Here is an 18896-nt window from a genome sequence, read left to right as displayed (position 1 = left end):
AAAGCATCCTATCCCTAACGGTTACATGGATGCTTCATTATTTCGCTTCTAGTAAACTTAAACTTCATCATTCATTTTCTTTGAATGTTCAGCACAAACCTCCATCGCTTTAATGACAGAATTTCTGAATCCATGTGCCTCCAGTTCTGTGATCGCAGCAATCGTTGCACCACCCGGGGAGCAGACTTGATCCTTCAGTTCTGCTGGATGAATCCCTGTTTCCAAAGCGAGCTGTGCCGAACCCATAATGGTCTGTTCAGCCATTCGATAGGCTTTTTTTCGATCTATACCTAATTTTACAGCTGCATCTGCCATAGCTTCAATTAACACAAAAATATAGGCTGGAGAAGAACCGCATAAAGCAATAAACGCTTCGAAATCATCCTCCTTAAGAATTTCATATTCTCCAAACACACTAAATAAACGGCAAATTTCCTCTAACTCTTCACCTGTGACATGTTCATTTGGACAAATAGCTGTCATTCCTGCATTCACCAGGACAGGAGTATTAGGCATAGACAATATAAATTTCGACTCTGCTCCAATCCACTCGCCCATTTGCTTTATTTTAATTCCAGCAGCAATCGAAATAAGAATCTTCTTATCAGTAACATATTCTCGTATCTCTTTAATGACCTCTTCATATTGGTTCGGATTAACTGCTAAAAAGATTATATCTGAATTTTGGACAACTTCTTTATTGTCCAGGATTGTATGAATCGGCCACTTTTTAGAAATAGCAACCTTTGATTCTTCTGAGCGCACAGATACCAACAATTGATCAGCGAGTTTTGGATTACTGTTGATCAAAGAACCAACCATCGCTTTCCCCATATTTCCACAGCCAATAAAACCTATTCTTTTATTCATGCTTCAACACCTATTCTTCCTCATTTGACACTATTCTAACATAAAACAAGTAAAAAATAGAAAATTAGGATTAACATGCTTATTCATAAGCAGCTATGTATTTTCCGCAATAAGTTTCTTTTCATAATGACCTAGTGCTAGCAGAGGAAAAATATAATTATAGCTTTCATAAATGATATAAAAACCACCCCGTAAACCAAGACCTGTTGGATACCTGTTTGCATTTGGATGGTATAACTCTTCGTTTATTAAAAAGTTAACCCCTTTCTGTATACTTGGTGAAGTTGCCCGTTTAACTGCTAAGAGGGCGTCCAATGCCCAGGCTGTTTGGGACGGAGTACTGTAGGACAATGGTATAAAACGTTCTTTATCTGCACTCATACAGGATTCTCCCCACCCTCCATCTTTAAGCTGGATAGACTCCAGCCATCTGATTGCTTTTTGGATAGAAGGGTGCTCAGGCTTGATTCCGATTGCACATAATCCTGTCACTGCTGCCCACGTACCATATATATAACAAACACCCCATTTTCCATACCAGCTGCCATCAGACAATTGCTCTTTCAGAAGCCAGGCAGCCGCTCGTTTAATGAAGGAATGATCATGGGTTAATCCAGTATAATTACCCATGAATTCTAAAACACGACCTGTCAAGTCTGCAGTAGAATCGTCAATGATGGCATCCTTTGCATTTTCAATTGGCAGATACGCAAATAAGGAATTATAGGCATCTTTTTCAAAGGCACCCCATCCTCCATCCTTATTTTGCATACCCTTCAAATACGAGAAACCTTTTTTCCAAGCAAGATTTGCTTGTTGGTTCACTTTACTTTGCATTGTTAATGCTCGTAAACCAGCACTTGTATCATCATTATCCGGTATATAATGATTGCTATCGGAAAATCCCCATCCCCCAGCAATCACGTCTGGAGCATGTACTATCCAATCCCCTCTCGTGTTTTGTTGTTTTTTCAGCAAATACGCATTTGCTCGTTCGATAACAGGATGAGTTGTCTTTAACCCAGCTTCTTGTAAGGAATAGCTCAATAAAGCTGTATCCCACACCATGGACGGAGAATTTTGCAAATGAAGGCCATATGGTGTATCTGTTAAATAGCTCTTCATCCCTTCCACCGCCTTAAGAATAATCGGTGAGTTTCGTTTATACCCCAAAGCAAGTAAAGCATAGATCATATAACAGGTAGCTGAACTATAACTATACAATGTCCCATTCTTTTCAATCCGGTCAATCATCAGTTTTTCTGCAGATTGATAGCCAGCTTTTTGCCAAGAGGATGGAGAAAAATCGAGGGACTTTAGGTGTTTAATCAATTGATCGGTCTGAAAAAAGCGTTCCTCTCTAAACCAACCTCCTTCCTGCCCATTAAAGAAACTCGTATCAATTCCCTTGTGTTTATGCATAAAGCGTTTATTCATGCAGATGGTCATAGGAGTTAAATGCACTCTGGCGTAGTTACTGCATTGATACATGTTAAAAGGTACATGGGGCGGAAGCATAAAATAACTCATCGGAAAATGAAAAAAGCTTGGATACTTATACATTCCGTTGACTGCGAGCATCATTTTAGTCATAAAGTGAGATTTTGACACTCCACCATGCTTATTTATAAACTGTTCAGCTCGCTTCATCTCCTCATCCATCCGAGTAAAATTGCCTGTAACGAGCAGAGCTGTATAAGATTGAACGGTGGCAGATAAATTACCATCCTTCTCATCCGGATAGATACTCCAAGACCCATTGTCATTTTGAGTGCGCAGTAGCCTTTTCACTAATTGATGCATTAATTCTTCTTCCTCTATTCCTAAGGTCCGTATAAGTAAGATCATAAAACAATCCGTTAATGAAGAACCTTCAAAATTGAATGTCCAAGATCCTGACTGATTTTGTGTTTTTTCTAACCATTTTATCTTTGAGTCTATATATTTTCCAACTATGGATTTTGTCATTTCTTATCACCCCAACAAACTATTTAGATTCGCATATTGCACTAAAATTACTAAGGGGGATCACAATCGATTCATTTTTTATTGAAAAATCGCGATAATATCTCATACAACCCGCATAGGCTGCTGCACTTTGTTCATCTGTCTGATAACCTCTCATAAAAAGCGCTTTATTGGCCTGAATGACTTCAGCTTCCGTCATGGTTTGTAAGTGCCCATCTGTCTCTTTAATTATTTTTATCAATTCTTTATATAGGGTTTGAGGGATAGAAGCAGCTTTCCTTTTTACAGGCAGAGAAGTTGATTGAATGTCGACAATGATAAATCTGGGGAGTTTTTCTATTAAATGATTGTTTGTAAGATCCTTAAATCCATAATAAGCACCTATTGCTAACAAGCTGCTTTCAACCGAAAACGTAACGATGTCAGGTTGTTGTCCTAACTGCTCCCATATCTCATATGCATATGTTTTTGCTCCCTCAATCATATAGGGGTGAAAATCGGGTAAAATAAAATTAGTTGCAGCAGATTCTTGATCAGAAGCAAAATCGCTTACTCTGACTCCTTCATTTCTATGTGCATCCACCAGCTGACATGATGTATTTTCAGGTAAAGCTAACTCACAGGCAATTTGAGCATGTTTTGCATATTTAGCAACAGATAGACTCATACAAGTCGCCTCCGTTATAAGGATGTTTTGTATCGTATTCTCTAGTAACTTAGTCACTAATAATGCTGAGCATCTATCTATATAAGACTGGCTTGGTAAAGTATTTTCTAATTTTAAATAGATTTGCTGATTGTCCGAGTCCAATTTATCGAGGACGGTATTCCCCTCACCTAATGATACCTTCTCCCATGCACGTTTTTTTGCTTGTACTGATACTCCTCGATAGTACTTCCACATCGTCTGGTTCTCACCATTAATCCAATTATCCTTAAAAATACTATTACTTGTTTTGATGATTAACAGCCCACCGCATGTACAACAATTTTTATCCGGTTCCTCCATGAATAGCTCCTGGCAATCTACGCAAATAAATCGAATTTCACTCATTCCTGCTCCTCTCGTTAATCAGTTAATCAACATATTAAGATGGAAAAGTTTGCTTTTTTCATTTATGATGATGGTAAGAGAATATGGAGGCGATTAGATGATTGATGTATTTCATGGCACCTCTACTACCAATTATGAAAAAATTCTAGATAAAGGCCTTACACTTGGAACCTCGTTCAGTCATGGCAAAAAGCATGGTGATGCTATTTATGCCACAACTCGTAAACATTGGGCTAAGAAGTTTGGACCAAACATTATAGAGTTTCACGTCAATACAGATCACTTCTTATTTATTGAAGATGAGGACTATGCTAAATTATATGATTCATTTACCAATGAATTCGTACAACCTTACGAAACGATAAGTGCATATATATACCATAAACAATTCGATAAAATTCGTAATTTATCTAAAGTTAATAACAGAACAAACATTAAATTATTTATTAGAGATACTGAATTTAAAATAGGCAGCTTGCTTCGCGAAATGCTCACTTCTAACGGCTACAAAGGTATTGTTATCTCATCAGAAGATAGTAAAGGTCCATTTTTTGATCTGACAATTTATGACCTTAGCTGTATTAGCATGTAAACCACCTCCATCTAGCTATTCGAGAAACCTCACCAATTTCCTTATGGCGTTTTTTTAAAAACTGTTCCCTGGTTCCAGGCTGAATGATAAGTTTTTAGATACTAAATGGTTAAATAAGGTTAATTTCAAGAATATGTATATATTCTGCAAATTAAAGTTGTTATAATATTAACCAGAATACATAAACTTTCGAAAAAGATCGGAGGAGATTTGTTGGCTAAACAGCATTCATTAACTGAATACCTTATTCCAGGCAGTCTGTTAACCGGCCTTGGAATTGGACTATCCATTGGATCTCCAGGTGTAGGGTGTCTTGTTGGTTTGGGCGGTGGCTTCCTGTTAACGTCGATATTCAATATTTTTCTGGATGGACAATCCAAACTATTAGGGATGGAAGAACTCGAACAAAGAATCAGTAAACTAGAAGAGAACGCAAAAAAGAATGGATGAATGGTGAATAGTCGCACCATCTTCGTTCTTTTTGTTTGTGACTATTTAAGTATGGTTTTAGCAAATCACTCAATTTCCTTGAACCTTGGTTAAATTAAAACTTATTTCGAGAATGGATTTATAACGGTCCAGCCATATCCTTCATACCTGTTATCTCACTTTCCGTAATTTCCAGATTACTGAGGTCACAGTTCCTAATCTTTGATCCTTGAAGGTCACATCTTTCAAAGGATATCGGATTTTTGTCATCTCCAAGATTTGTATCCATAAATTTGGTTCCTGCCAGGGTAACTAATCTCATTTTAGTAAAGGAAAAGTTTAAATCTGCAAAATAGGATTGCTTTAAATTTATGTTTTGGAATTTTGACTGACTAAGATTACAGTTACTGAATTGAGTACTTCTCAAGTTACTATTACTAAAAGAACTCTCTTCTAAGTTAACTTGGTAACATTCTGTATATGCCATACCGCAATTTTCATATTGTTTATTTGAAATATCATGATGTTCTACTAAGTTTTCAGATTTTGTCGAACTCTCTATTCTCTTTATGTAGCAAAACTCATCTTCCGACTTAAAGGTCGATTTATAGCCCAATTTCTCGTAAAAATGGTGATTATTAAGCTGCCTGCTGGATGTCTCAAGGTCCCATATTCTTACGCTTGGAAATATCTCCTCAATTAATTCCATTACTCTGGAACCGATTTTAAGATTCTGAAAATCCGGATCAACGTATATGCGGTCTATCCTTCCATATGATTTACCGGTAATCGTAACGATAACTCCACCAACTATAGCCTCGTTATAGATAATTTTGTAATAGCCTAATTCTTCGATCATGTATTTAGTCATTTCAACTGAAGTATAGCCAGGGGGCTGAATATTGTAATCCACAATTTCTTGATTTATTAGCCATCTTGTTGCTTCTTCATCAAATGTTTTCTTCATTAGTTCTGTTAATTTTTCAGCGTCACATAAGATTGCTTTTTCAATTGTTATCAAATTGTAATCTCCTTTTTCAAAATTCGATTGGATAATCTAAAGAAAATTCCCTAAATTTTGAAAGTATTAAAGAAATTCTACCATAATTTACAAGTTATACTTCATTTATTTAGTTATTTGTTTAAGAATTCAAGCAATATAAACTGGAGTATTTATAGTCGGGTATAATCATCTCTATAATGCACAAAATATAAAATAGAATATAACAAGGAGTCTAATATATGCAGAAAATTTTGTATCGTATGATATGGGTATCGATTTTATTAAGCATAAATCTTTGTGCCCTTGCCATTTCGATCTATTCGATTTTCGCGTTTGAAAAAGGGACAAACATTACCACAATGGACTATACTTTGGCAATTACCATTATGGTTATCAGTAATTTCATTACACTCCAGCTCTTCATTGCCATAAAAAAGAATCAAAAACAGAACACAATTTATGGAATAATCATTGCTGTCACTCAAATAATTGCCTTCCTTTTATTCATGCATTTGTATGAGACCACCGGCATAATAATCTTTTCACTTTCAGTCATTGCATCTGTTACCATGATCATAAAAACCTGGAAAAACAAAAACCCAGCCTTGATGTAAGGCTGGGTTAATTGTTTAAGCTTGCTGAAGCACTTCTACAATTTCATTAATTTTTTTAGCACCAAAGACTACTTGTTCATCATTAATAATCATGGCTGGAACACTCATTACTTTATATTTCTTTTTAATATCCTGGAAGTTGCTGATATCAATCATTTCTGCTTCAACATTTGGGTTTTCAATTGCAATTCTTTGAGCACCAACAACAACATCTGGGCAGTAGTGGCATGATAAAGATACCATAACCTTAATATTTGCTTTTTTATCTATTGCTTTAATTGACTGTTGGATAGAGGAATCTAAAGCTTGTCCAGGACCTGCCAGGTTATAAATGGCGAGGATGAAGGAATTAAGCTCGTGTCCTCCCGGTATACCATGGAATTTTACACCGCTGTAATTTCCTTTATGATCAAGCAACGAAACAACCGGGAATTTATCAGCATTGATTTTTGTTTCCATTTCAACATTTTCGCCTTTTGGATAAACTTCCAAATGTAGTTTATCGCCAAGTTCAGCAACATCGATCAAGAAATCACGTAATTCTACAGATTTAGGCATACTTTCATCCACAATGCTTACTAATGTTACATCATTCTCCATTTTGGCGAAAATACCTTTTAGTTGTCCTTTGATGGCATCGCTTAGTAGGCTGCTCTTACCACTTTTAGCTGTTTCTTTTGGTGCAGATTCTTTTTTCTCTGCCATTTTTTCTTCTTTTGGCTCATCAACAATGCCAAGACGCTCTTTTTCTTCAGCAACATATTTTTGTACGTCTGTTCCAGCAATCGCCCCATCGGCAACAGCTGTAATAACTTGACGTAAAGATTTCGGACGAAGATCTCCAACAGCATATACACCTTTAATATTTGTTCTCATTTCTTCATCCGTAATAATATAGCCACGTTCATCCATGTCTACATGACCTTTAAAGATCTCTGTCTTAGGCTGATATCCCACGAAAACAAATACACCGAATGCGCCATCCTCTTCTTTCGCTGTGTATTCCCATTCTTCCTTCGTTACATTATTAATAAATCGGGCATGCTGAACCATCTCCACCCCTGAAACCTCAAGCAATTCCGTATTAAATTTAACTTCTATATTTTCGTTGGCAAAAACCTTATCTGCGATAGAAGGAGCACATGTAAACTCAGGTTCACGAGCAATAATGGTAACCTTGCTGGCAAAACGGGTTAAATACATCGCTTCTTCAGCTGCGGCAAATCCTGCTCCAATGACAAACACTTCTAATCCTTCGAAGAATTCACCATCGCATGTTGAACAGTAGGCAACACCACGTCCCGTGAATTCTGCTTCTCCAGGGAATCCAAGTTTACGAGGACCTGCACCTGCTGCAATGATTACAGATCTTGCCTGAAACTCACCATTGATTGTTTTGATTATCTTAACTTCTCCTGATAGGTCAACATCCGTAACATCTGTTTTGGTAAATCTAACACCAAAATCTTCACATTGTTTTTTCATTTCTTCTATTAATAAAGGTCCAGTTGTTTTGCGAACACCAGGGTAGTTAACAATTTCATTTGTCGTAGCAGCTTGGCCACCCATATTTCCTTTTTCAATAATAAGAGTGTTTAATTTTCCACGTCCGGCATATATACCAGCTGACAATCCAGCAGGACCTCCGCCAATGATAATTAAATCTAAAATTCCTTTTGTCAAAATACTCACCTAATTTACGTAAACTTTTAATAAAAAAGGTACTTATCATGTTAAGTACCTCATTTGATCTTCTGATAGAAAAACATTTAAAAACTGGACAAGTAGCTGTCAGTCTGTGTCTTTAGATAAAATTTGCATTCATCTTTCATTGAAAAGATGAATGCAAATGATTAAAAAATTATATTTTACCTACTAGGTCAAGGCTTGGCTCAATTGTTTCTTCACCAGGAGTCCATTTTGCCGGGCATACTTTATCACCGTGTTCTGCAACAAACTGAGCAGCTTGTACTTTACGTACTACTTCTTCAGCATTACGGCCAATACCTAGGTCGTGAATTTCATAAGCTTTAATTTCACCCTCAGGATTCACAATGAATGTTCCGCGAAGTGCTTGACCAGCTTCTTCAATTAATACTCCAAATTGACGGGAAAGAACATGCGCTGGATCTGCAAGCATAGGATATTTAATTTTGCCGATTGTATCCGTAGCATCTGCCCAAGCTTTATGTACAAAATGAGAGTCCGTAGATACGGAGTACACTTCGCAGTTAATTTCTTTAAGGGCATCATAATTATCTTGCAGATCAGCTAATTCAGTTGGGCACACAAAAGTGAAATCAGCTGGATAGAAGAAAAAGATTGACCATTTACCTTGAACATCCGAAAGACTTACTTCTTTAAACTCTCCATCATGGTAAGCCTGTACTGTAAAATCCTCTATTTTTTTATTAATAAGTGACATATCGTATATCCTCCTAAACAATATCATCAACTAAGTGATGTTTAATACTATATTATAATAATTATTAAAAAGAAATTTGTCAATTGCTTATTTATAATTATTATCATATTTCTTTAATTTTTTTCGTTCTTTCCATTAGATAAACTTAATAAAACCTTTAAATATCAACCTTAATCAGGTTCAACATACTTACTGTCGATACAGTAATTTTATCAATTAAAATATATTCTAATGATAAAACTTAAGGGGAAACACCAAATTATATTATATAGATATAATTTATTTTGTTTTTTACTTTCACTGCTAGCATGCCCAAAAACGTTCATTTTTTTTCATCTGTTCATGTTTCAAAACAATCTATTTTCAACGTTCTCTTTATCTCCATTTTAAGTTTCTGTTTTATATCAAGTAAGATGAAGCACTAGCCGTAATGGTCTTTACAGCAATTATTCATCAACAAAAAAGACGTGTGATGTGTCACACGTCTTTTCGTTGATGATTATAAAATTTTCTCCATATATAACCGGTCCTCACCATCTCCGAATTCACCATATCTCCATTCATTTACAGTAAAACCGATGTTTTTATATAATTTAACAGCAGCCGTGTTGGCTTCGCTTACCGTTAAACTGACTTTATGAAAGCCATCAGCCTTCAGAATGTTCAAGACCTCATGTAAAAATTGTGTCCCCAAGCCTTTACCATGCTGGTCTGATCGTACATAGTAGCCAAATATATAAGCTTTATTTGGCTGATTATAATCTCTCATACATTCACAAACCGCAACTGGTCTCTCATCTCCCTGCTGTCTATAAAGGATTAGTTTTCCGTATCTCGCTAATGGAACCAGTGTTTGTTCATCTACCGCTCCCAACCCGGGAAAGGCATCCTTTTCGAGCTCCATCATCATGTTCTGCTGTGCAGGCGTTAGGGATTCGGGTATTTCAATGTAATACATCGAATTCGTTTGTGTCATGATTCTTCCTCTCTTCTACCTTTAGATATTCTATATTTCTTAAGGGCCATGTTTGTTCCGGTATATTTTTATAGGGCAGCTGTGCAATATTATTCGTGGCTGCGCCTGGTGCATCAACATAAATGACCTCACTTATTAGCGGATCAAACGCTGCTCTGAAATGATTTTTAGCTTTCAATATCAAATACCTATACGTACTTGGTTCAATCCCAATATGACGGAAAAGCTCAGGATCATTGGCAGACATAGGTCTTCCAATTAGGAGAATATCTATTTTGCCTACTTGAATCAAACAAGCCCCCTTAACATCTACTCTCAAATTTCTATTAAATGGACCACTATTATAAAATATACCATCAGTTAACCTGATTACAGTCGCTAGCACATCAACCGGTAAGCCAAACTCAGGATAAGTTTTCCCGCCAAGTGACAGACGTACAGTTGCACCAGCTCCCACGCTCCTGCATATATCAATTGCCTTAGAAGCAGTTAGGGCTCCAAAAAGTGTTTTCTCTCTATTAAGGTCTATACATTCTCTCAAAAGCCTCGTTGTATCTCCACTGCCTCCGCTCAACGGATTATCAGAAATATCGACTAATGCGATTGGTTTGTTTTTCTTCATTGCAAACGCAAGTTGAAATGCTTCTGCAACATCGGGCAAATTGACGATAAAATCTTCCCTTAGACTCCAAAAAAATTTGGCCAAGTTACTGGCCGTTCGATCGGCCAATAACTGATTCTCAGCAATCACTATCACACTTGCACCTGCGCTCGGTACATCTGAATACGGAAATCCTCCAAATACAGAGATGTTTAAAATACCATCTTCCTCTTCATGGCGTTGAGCAAGCTCCACCATTTTAGCCATAGGACCTTCCTTTGTTCTCATATTGATCGAGGGAAGCAGCATGGGAATTTTCACACATCTTGCTACATAATTAACTCCAAGTGAAAGATGATTCATCAAAGCATTCGCGGCATTAACCCCTTGCTCATACATATCAATATGCGGATAGGTTTTAAATCCAAAATGATAGGGTGTAATCTCAACAATGGCCGGACTGATATTGGCATGTAGATCCAGGGTTGTTGCAATTGGAATATCTACTCCAAGTTTTTCTCTAATCTTTAAAAGTAAATATTCTTCTGCATCATGAATACCCTCAATGACCATTGCTCCATGTAGGGCAATCAATAATCCATCAATCTTTCCTGCCGCTTCCATTAAACCCATAAGCTCTGTTTCAATCTCTTCGTATGTGTCATAGGTTACCGGACCTGAAGGAACAGCTGCTGCACAAAGAAGGGGGACGATCTCTACGTCTTCCAGGTTCCTCAGAACATCAATAAACCCGCCAACCTCTGTTTTTGTATTTGTATAAATATCAAAAATTTGGTTCCCTTTAAAATAACCTTCATTCTTAAAATCTTGAATGGTCGTCATCGTTCTAGAGAAACTATGGGATTCATGATAAAAAAAAGCTATACCAATTCTCAAATGTTTCACAAGGGAAACCCTCCTATAGATAAGTCATATATACTGATTTCCATTCCGTCATACTATCCAAAGCATGGTGGGATACTTCCCGATGGCCATTCCCTGAATATTTCATCCCGCCAAACGCAACACCAATTTCAGCATTTGCAGTTCCGTTATTCACATAAACCAATCCACTTTCAATATCAGCGGCAGCTCGGGTTGCACTAGACAAACTGCTCGTGAAAATGGCGGTCGATAGTCCATATTTCGTACTATTATTAACCTCAATCGCCTCTTCATAGCTATCCACTTCAATAAAGGCAAGAACAGGGCCAAATATTTCTTCCTTTGCAATCGTATGTTCCTTTTTCACCTCACTGAAGATAGTTGGTTCAAAAAAACACCCTTCTTCGTTAGCTAATTTCTTTCCTCCACACTCCAATAAGGCTCCTTCTTCTGTAGCTATCCTCACGTATTTCTCAACCACCTTCATTTGCTGCTCATTTACCAAAGGACCTATGTCTATATTTTCTTTAAGGCCATTACCTATTTTCAATTCCTTCGTTAACTTTACGACCCTTTTCAATAAATCCTCTTTTATCGATTGTTCAACAATAACCCGGCTTGTCGCCGTGCATTTTTGTCCTGTTGTTCCAAATGCACCTTTAACAATACACTCTGCTGCATAATCTAAATCTGCGTCCTGTAGAACAATTGCTGCATTTTTCCCACCTAGCTCAAGGGAAACCCTTTTTAATTGTTTGGCACCTACCTGTGAAAGTTGCATGCCTACTTCAGTAGAGCCTGTAAAAGAGATCACTTTGACATCTTCATGTTCAGCAAGCTGCATTCCCACCTGACTGCCGCTCCCTGTAATGAGATTTAAAACCCCATTTGGGAGTCCGGTCTCATGAAAGACTTGCATAAATATACCTGCCGAGAGTGCAACCTCAGAAGCTGGTTTCCACACAATCGTATTCCCACTGATTAAAGCAGCACAAATTTTATAAGAGGCAAGCGCTACCGGAAAATTCCATGGAGTAATACATGCAACTACACCAAGCGGCTCCCGATTCATCGTAATCGTTCGATTGGTGTTACCGGAAGCAATGGTTTCCCCATACATTCTGCGGCCTTCTCCAGCCATATAGCGGCATGTTTCTTTGACGACATTCACTTCCCCGCGTGTTTCCGCCAGAACTTTCCCCATTTCTTTGGTCATAACTTCGGCTAATTGATCTCTTTTTCGTTCAAACAATTCTGCGGCCTTCCATAAAAATACAGCACGTTCAGGCGCGGGTGTTCGTCTCCAGCTTTTAAAGGCAAGGTGAGCATGCTGCACAGCTTGGTCAACCTGGCTTGAAGTTGCGATTGCATACTTACCCACCACTTCATTCGTTGCAGGATTCTTACTTTCCCGATAATTCTGATCTAAATCGTGAGTCCAATGACCATTCATGTAAAGCAGCTGTTTCGTAAATCCTTTGGACATTTACTAAATACCCTCCTTTACCACGTCTCCAATAACGCTTTCTAGAATGGTTAACCCGGCATCCAATTCTTCTGTTGATATATTTAATGGCAGCATGAGCCTGATGGTTTGCCCGTTAACTCCGCAGTTCATGATTAGTAAATGCTTATCCAGGCATCGCGCTTTGATAAGCGGCACAATGGACTTCGTATCGGTTTCATTGAATTCAATGCCAATCATCATACCGACTCCGCGGACTTCTTTTATTGTCTCGTATCCTAGCAAACTAGTTTGCAGCCTATTAACAATTTGCTCACCGAGTTCTTTACTCCTCTTTACCAGATTCTCTTCTTCAATCACCTGTATACTCGCAAGGGCAGCTGCACATGAAATGGGGTTGCCGCCAAATGTGGAGCCATGTCCCCCTACAGGCCATTTATTATGTAGATCCCTATTTGCCACAATCGCACCAAGTGGCAGGCCGCCTGATAAAGCCTTTGCTAAAACGAGGATATCTGGAGTTACTCCTGAGTGCTCCGAAGCAAACATCCGGCCAGTTCTGCCAAATCCAGTTTGAACTTCATCAAATATCAATAAAATCCCATGCTCATCAGCAATACTCCTTAATTCCTGCAAAAACAACGGAGGTGCGGGATAGTATCCGCCTTCCCCCAAAACAGGTTCAACAAGTATAGCGGCCACTCTCGATGGGTCAATATGTAAATCAAATAACGAATGTAATTGGTTGATACAATAATTTGTCAAATCGGCATGATTGATATTTTTTACTAAACCGGGATATGGATAAGGTGTATGGTAAACCTCTCCTACCAGCGGTTCGTAGTACTTTTTATATTTACTGCTGGATCCTGTTACAGTAGTAGCACCTAATGTGCGTCCATGAAAGGATCCATTGAAAGCGATAATTCCCGGGCGGTCAGTAGCCGCACGTGCCAGCTTCAGTGCTCCATCAATTGCTTCACCGCCTGAATTGGAGAAGAATACCGTATCCAAATTACCCGGCGTGATTTGTGCCAGCTTTTCAGCCAAGCCAATCACAGTCTCGTAATAGCCATAATTTAAACCAAAATGGACGAGTCGTTCCGCCTGTATTTTTATAGCGTTAACGATTCTTTCATGAGAATGGCCAAGTGCATTTACAGCTACCCCTGAAACAAAGTCTATATACTCCTCTCCATCCTTCGTCCAAAAACGCGCTCCCTTGCCTCGGTCTATAATTAATTCCGTCACTCTTGTGCTAACTGGAGATATATGTTTTCTCGCTTTCTCTGTTAATTCAGTAACTTTTTCAGAATGACTCATGAATTACTTCCCCCCTTGAATACATAAATTGTTGCAGAGCAAGTTCTAAAATATTTATGATTGAATCAATTTCATCCCTGGAGACTGTTAACGGCGGAGCAATTAACAAATGATCTCCTTCATAGCCGTTAATTGATCCACTTCCTGGATAAAAGACAGCTCCAATTTGCATGGCAATCCGATTAATCACTTCAGACGCAGAGATAGAGGGAGGGAAAGGGTCTCCTTTCGGATTGGCAGCAAATTCAATGCCTATTAAAAGGCCCTTACCCCTTACATCCCAAATGACAGGGTAACGATTCTGAAGCAATTTAAGTTGTGTGATTAAATATTCACCCTGCACAACTGCGTTGGAAAGGATTTTATAGTCAGCTAATTTTTTCAGAACTGCCAATCCGGCAGCAACAGAGACCGGGTGGCCACTGTATGTATATCCATGTGCAAATTTCCCATTGCTGTTTTGAATAATCCCTTCAATTAATCGATCGTGAACAATCATACCGCCAAGAGGGGAATAACCGGCTGATACTCCCTTGCCAAATGTAATAATATCCGGTATAAAACCAAAATGCTCTACAGCAAAATAGGTCCCTGTTCTCCCAAACCCCGTCATCACTTCGTCTGCAATCAAAAGAATATTGTAATCGTCACATAATTTTCTGACCTCTTTAAAATACGATTCTGGCGGACTCACACTTCCCAATTGGCTCCCGACAATTGGTTCAGCTATGAAGCAGGATATTTGTTCCGGACCTATCTCAATAATCAACTTCTCTATATCCTTAATGCATGACCAATTATGTTGTTGATTGCAATCATCAAGATTCCTTTGGTATGGGCATCGTTTACAATGGGGAGAATAAACATGTTTAAAATCAAGTAGATTTTGCGTATATACCTGCCTTCTTTTAATATCACCTCCGGCAGATAAGGACCCTAAAGTATTTCCATGATAAGATTGCCATCTGCCAATCACAATATGTTTTTCCGGATTTCCTGCACCTTTATGGTATTGCCTTGCAAGTTTAATAGCACTTTCATTCGCCTCCGATCCACCGCAGGTGAAATAAACCTTGTTTAATGGAACGGGAGCGATCTCGGCAATTCTCTCTGCCAGAAGATGCAATACCTCGGTTTCAAAACGCATCGAATGTACAAAGGCTGCTTTTTTTGCCTGTTCAGCCATCGCTTCAGCAATCGTTACATCCCCGTGACCTAAATTTGCGGCAACAGCACCCGAGCATGCATCAATATATTGCTTGCCATCCTGATCGTATAAATAAATCCCTTGCCCATGTGTAATAATAGGGTATTTATTCATAAAATCACGATGAAAGACATGGTCAGCCATTTGCTTCTCTCCATTTCATAGAGATGTTCTATCATTTTTCTACAAACAAGATATGCTTAAAAAGCGAATTCAAGACTTTTTTACGCTACATATTAAAGCCAACAAATCCATTGTTTAACTGAATTCTGAAATTAGCTTCCGTTTTCTCTTTAACCATTTCTACTGTTATTCCTGGAGCAGTTTCCACTAAAATAAGCCCCTCATCATCGACTGCAAAAACGGCTAATTCAGTTATAATAAAATCCACTTTCCGCTCAGATGTTAGTGGATAATTAAGATGTTTAACGAGCTTCGGCTTCCCTGCTTTTGTTGTATGCAAGGTTGTCACGATAATTTTTTTAGAGCCCTCTAATAAATCCATCGCCCCTCCTACACCTAAAACTGCTTTTCCCGGAACCGCCCAATTCGCAATCCTGCCAATCTCATCAATTTGTAAAACACCTAAAATCGAGATATTAATATGGCCCCCTCGTATCATCGCAAAAGATGATGCACTATCAAAATAAGAGGCGCCGGTCAATACAGTTACGGGTAGCTTTCCTGCATTCACCAAATTGGGATCTGGTTCATTTAATGGGGTAGGTCCCACCCCAAGAATCCCGTTCTCTGTATGTAGAAATACGGATAGATGAGGCTCGATAAAATCTGCTACCAATGTTGGAATCCCAATTCCTAAGTTGACAATATTACCATTTTCAAGGAATCGTGCAGCACGTTTGGCAATCGTCTCTTTTGAACTCACAACGACTCCTCCTTTAAAACTAAGAAATCAACATACAAATGCTGTGTGATAATATCCTCAGAATCAAGTTCTCCCGCTTCTACTATTTCATCCACTTCAGCAATCACGATATTCCCGGCCGTCGCCATAGTAGGATTAAAATTCCGGGCAGACTTTATATAAATTAAATTACCGAGTTTGTCTGCTTTATAGGCCTTGATCAGTGAAAAATCAGCCTTTAAAGAATGTTGCAATATATATTTTTTATCATTGAAAATCTTTTCTTCTTTCCCCTTTGCTAAGTCAGTACCCGCTCCTACGGGTGTATAGAATGCCGGTATTCCAGCTCCACCAGCACGAATCGCTTCTGCCAATGTTCCCTGCGGCATAAGTTCAATCTCAAGCTCTCCCCGAAGATAAGCCTCCACTACATCAGGGTTGGATGTGAAATAAGAACCAATGCCCTTTCTTACCTTCTTTTTCTGTACAAGAACTCCAAGCCCCCTGCCTGGCTCACCGAGATTATTACTGATAATTTCAAGATTATATATCCCCCTTCGGTCTAGAGCGTGTACCAATGTTATTGGACATCCTACCAGTCCAAAGCCCCCAACCATAATACGGGCTCCATTCTTTAGCAAGGAAGCAGCTGCATCAGGTGTAAGTACTGGTTTCACCCCATTCACCTCTGTCCATTTCAATTTAATAAAAACGCCAAAGAATATAGCTTTTCTTTGACGTCCAGATTCGAAACCGCTTACAACTATTTTGTCTATTTAAAATAGTTCCGCTTTAAAAGCCTTGGAATTTTCATCAATTCTTCAAATCGAACAGTAGCTGTTAATTGTTTAGTATTAATGAGCAATAAATGGTCCTCTATCTCTTCAGTCAGTTCATCCGTTAAATATTCCATTTGGCAATTGGCACAATGGATAGCTGGTGTTTCCTTTATTTCCAGTGATTGTGTTCCATCTGGCAGCTCCCAAAATACAGTAGTATTGGTCTCTATTGCCCCATCTTGTTCGCACCATTGGCATTTCATACTTTTGAATCCTCTTCATCGATTTTGGTCGTTTTTGTTTGCTGAGCCTTGAATTTCTTTTCTTTTAAAACATCCCGTTTATCTCGTTGATCTTTAAGTGACGAATGCTCCGGATTTTGCTGATAGGCGTTGCGCTTGTTGTATCTTTCTAATCCATCCGGTGTAATATTAAACTTTTTATCATCCATAATGGACAAGATACCTGTGCTGTTGTAATCCTCATAGACATTTGGGTATGTTTGTTTGAAATATTCATCTGCACGACCGGACACATAGTTCTCCGGTTCTGGATAGGATGTAATCACACCTTCAAAATTACGTAAGATCACTTTATTTGAACTTTGTGAAATGATGTAGTTCGGCTGAAGCGGTATTTTCCCACCCCCGCCTGGTGCATCAACCACAAAAGTCGGAACAGCATATCCACTTGTATGGCCGCGCAGCCCCTCCATAATTTCTAGGCCTTTACTAATCGGAGCTCTGAAATGCCCAATCCCTTCTGATAAATCACATTGGTAAATATAATAAGGACGAACTCTTATTTTGACTAAATCATGCATTAATTTTCTCATGATTGGGACACTGTCATTAATCCCAGCCAAAATAACCGCCTGATTGCCCACAGGTACTCCTGAATCAATAAGCAGCTCGCAGGCACGCTTTGATTCTTCTGTAATTTCGATCGATGTATTAAAATGTGTGTTCAGCCAAACAGGATGGTACTTTTTAAGGATAGTACATAATTCTTTTGTGATTCTTTGCGGAAATACTACCGGGGCTCTAGTTCCAATACGAATAATTTCTACATGAGGAATGGCGCGTAAGTTTTTTAATATATATTCCAGTATACTGTCATTAATGAGAAGGCCATCACCACCAGAGATTAAAACATCCCGGACTGCCGGTGTTTGGCTGATGTAATTGATTGCTTTATCTAACTGCTTCTTTGGAACTCCCATACCAATCTGACCGGAAAACCTTCTTCTCGTACAATAACGGCAGTACATGGAGCATTGATTTGTTACTAAAAATAGGACACGGTCTGGATAACGGTGAGTTAACCCTGGGACTGGGGAATCCTCATCTTCATGTAAGGGATCCTCTAAATCATACACCGTTTTGTGGAGCTCTTTTCCTATAGGAACGGATTGCATACGGATTGGACAGCGTTCATCATCAGGATCCATTAAAGATGCGTAATAGGGTGTTATGTTCAAGGGAATCGTTTTAGTAGAGATCCGTACACCTTCTTCCTCTTCAGGTGTAAGGTGAATCACTTTTTTTAAATCATCCAATGTTTTGATGGTGTGTGTTAATTGCCAAATCCAGTCATTCCACTGGTCGTCCGCTACGTCCTTCCATAACTCGATTTCACTCCAATGGCGTTTGGGTTTGTATAAGTTATAGTCCACTATTCTCCCTCCCATGGTACATATTCAATAACACTTCGTATGTGAATGGATAATTGTTCGAGCCTGCTCAAAAGACATTATCACTTTCTCACCATCTCCCGGAGGCTTTATCGCCATTCGAATTATGGTGAATTGTACTATATCTGAATGGTAAGCTCATTTTAA

18 protein-coding genes are annotated in these 18896 nt (G+C 38.6%); 3 read left to right on the top strand and 15 right to left on the bottom strand.

The features are described from left to right. Nucleotides 1–57 precede the first annotated feature (57 nt). The 3 genes from proC to AC4D4B_RS09085 all read right to left on the bottom strand — a co-directional run bounded on the left by proC (nucleotide 58) and on the right by AC4D4B_RS09085 (nucleotide 3892). Nucleotides 58–870 carry a pyrroline-5-carboxylate reductase gene (gene proC / locus AC4D4B_RS09095; RefSeq protein WP_490999739.1) on the bottom strand — a complete coding sequence of 271 codons (813 nt, stop codon included), beginning with the start codon at nucleotides 868–870 and terminating at the stop codon, nucleotides 58–60. 93 nt (nucleotides 871–963) lie between these two features. After that, entirely contained in the window at nucleotides 964–2838 is a 1875-nt protein-coding gene (gene shc, locus AC4D4B_RS09090; protein ID WP_490999738.1) for a squalene--hopene cyclase, read from the bottom strand. 19 nt (nucleotides 2839–2857) lie between these two features. Beyond that, nucleotides 2858–3892 (bottom strand): threonine synthase, encoded by a 1035-nt coding sequence (locus AC4D4B_RS09085; RefSeq protein ID WP_490994465.1) that lies wholly within the window; start codon nucleotides 3890–3892, stop codon nucleotides 2858–2860. A 97-nt stretch (nucleotides 3893–3989) separates the two neighbouring features. On the opposite strand from AC4D4B_RS09085, the gene AC4D4B_RS09080 reads away from it, so the two are divergent. Continuing rightward, the gene (locus tag AC4D4B_RS09080; RefSeq protein ID WP_490999737.1) at nucleotides 3990–4484 is read left to right on the top strand and encodes a hypothetical protein; all 495 of its coding nucleotides are present in this window, start codon (nucleotides 3990–3992) and stop codon (nucleotides 4482–4484) included. Between the two features lie 213 nt (nucleotides 4485–4697). Further along, nucleotides 4698–4934 carry a hypothetical protein gene (locus tag AC4D4B_RS09075; protein ID WP_490994463.1) on the top strand — a complete coding sequence of 79 codons (237 nt, stop codon included), beginning with the start codon at nucleotides 4698–4700 and terminating at the stop codon, nucleotides 4932–4934. A 118-nt stretch (nucleotides 4935–5052) separates the two neighbouring features. Here the strand turns inward: AC4D4B_RS09075 and AC4D4B_RS09070 are convergent, their stop codons facing one another. Further along, entirely contained in the window at nucleotides 5053–5880 is an 828-nt protein-coding gene (locus tag AC4D4B_RS09070) for a GNAT family N-acetyltransferase (protein ID WP_490999841.1), read from the bottom strand. Between the two features lie 275 nt (nucleotides 5881–6155). Between AC4D4B_RS09070 and AC4D4B_RS09065 the strand changes: the two genes are divergently transcribed. After that, nucleotides 6156–6530 (top strand): hypothetical protein, encoded by a 375-nt coding sequence (locus AC4D4B_RS09065; RefSeq protein WP_490994461.1) that lies wholly within the window; start codon nucleotides 6156–6158, stop codon nucleotides 6528–6530. Nucleotides 6531–6545: 15 nt separating this feature from the next. Here AC4D4B_RS09065 and AC4D4B_RS09060 read toward each other — a convergent pair whose 3' ends face one another. The 11 genes from AC4D4B_RS09060 to kamA all read right to left on the bottom strand — a co-directional run bounded on the left by AC4D4B_RS09060 (nucleotide 6546) and on the right by kamA (nucleotide 18746). Then, the gene (locus tag AC4D4B_RS09060) at nucleotides 6546–8213 is read right to left on the bottom strand and encodes an FAD-dependent oxidoreductase (protein ID WP_490999736.1); all 1668 of its coding nucleotides are present in this window, start codon (nucleotides 8211–8213) and stop codon (nucleotides 6546–6548) included. 178 nt (nucleotides 8214–8391) lie between these two features. Continuing rightward, a complete protein-coding gene (gene ahpC / locus AC4D4B_RS09055) occupies nucleotides 8392–8955 on the bottom strand; it encodes an alkyl hydroperoxide reductase subunit C (RefSeq protein WP_490994459.1) in 564 nt (187 codons plus the stop codon). Nucleotides 8956–9454: 499 nt separating this feature from the next. Then, nucleotides 9455–9931 carry a GNAT family N-acetyltransferase gene (locus tag AC4D4B_RS09050; RefSeq protein WP_490994458.1) on the bottom strand — a complete coding sequence of 159 codons (477 nt, stop codon included), beginning with the start codon at nucleotides 9929–9931 and terminating at the stop codon, nucleotides 9455–9457. Further along, nucleotides 9900–11438, bottom strand: coding sequence for a M81 family metallopeptidase (locus tag AC4D4B_RS09045; RefSeq protein ID WP_490999735.1), 1539 nt, complete (start codon nucleotides 11436–11438; stop codon nucleotides 9900–9902). The genes AC4D4B_RS09050 and AC4D4B_RS09045 overlap by 32 nt, the downstream gene beginning before the upstream one ends. A gap of 13 nt (nucleotides 11439–11451) precedes the next feature. Further along, nucleotides 11452–12903, bottom strand: coding sequence for an aldehyde dehydrogenase family protein (locus AC4D4B_RS09040; RefSeq protein ID WP_490999734.1), 1452 nt, complete (start codon nucleotides 12901–12903; stop codon nucleotides 11452–11454). 3 nt (nucleotides 12904–12906) lie between these two features. Further along, on the bottom strand, nucleotides 12907–14205 hold the full coding sequence (locus tag AC4D4B_RS09035; RefSeq protein ID WP_490999733.1) for an aminotransferase class III-fold pyridoxal phosphate-dependent enzyme: 1299 nt from the start codon (nucleotides 14203–14205) through the stop codon (nucleotides 12907–12909). Beyond that, nucleotides 14192–15556 (bottom strand): aminotransferase family protein, encoded by a 1365-nt coding sequence (locus AC4D4B_RS09030; protein WP_490999732.1) that lies wholly within the window; start codon nucleotides 15554–15556, stop codon nucleotides 14192–14194. Before AC4D4B_RS09030 ends, AC4D4B_RS09035 begins: the two co-directional genes overlap by 14 nt. Nucleotides 15557–15641: 85 nt before the next feature. Next, nucleotides 15642–16298: a 3-oxoacid CoA-transferase subunit B gene (locus tag AC4D4B_RS09025; protein ID WP_490999731.1), complete on the bottom strand. Its 657-nt coding sequence runs from the start codon at nucleotides 16296–16298 to the stop codon at nucleotides 15642–15644. Beyond that, nucleotides 16295–16954 carry a CoA transferase subunit A gene (locus tag AC4D4B_RS09020; RefSeq protein WP_490999730.1) on the bottom strand — a complete coding sequence of 220 codons (660 nt, stop codon included), beginning with the start codon at nucleotides 16952–16954 and terminating at the stop codon, nucleotides 16295–16297. The genes AC4D4B_RS09025 and AC4D4B_RS09020 overlap by 4 nt, the downstream gene beginning before the upstream one ends. 95 nt (nucleotides 16955–17049) lie before the next feature. Further along, nucleotides 17050–17319, bottom strand: coding sequence for a YokU family protein (locus tag AC4D4B_RS09015; RefSeq protein ID WP_490999729.1), 270 nt, complete (start codon nucleotides 17317–17319; stop codon nucleotides 17050–17052). Then, complete coding sequence (gene kamA, locus AC4D4B_RS09010; protein WP_490999728.1) at nucleotides 17316–18746, bottom strand: lysine 2,3-aminomutase; 1431 nt, start codon at nucleotides 18744–18746, stop codon at nucleotides 17316–17318. Before kamA ends, AC4D4B_RS09015 begins: the two co-directional genes overlap by 4 nt. Nucleotides 18747–18896 lie beyond the last annotated feature (150 nt).

Source organism: Pradoshia sp. Z6_59, assembly GCF_058267515.1.
Note: the sequence above shows the minus strand (reverse complement) of the source record. Positions and strands in the feature narration are given on the sequence as shown.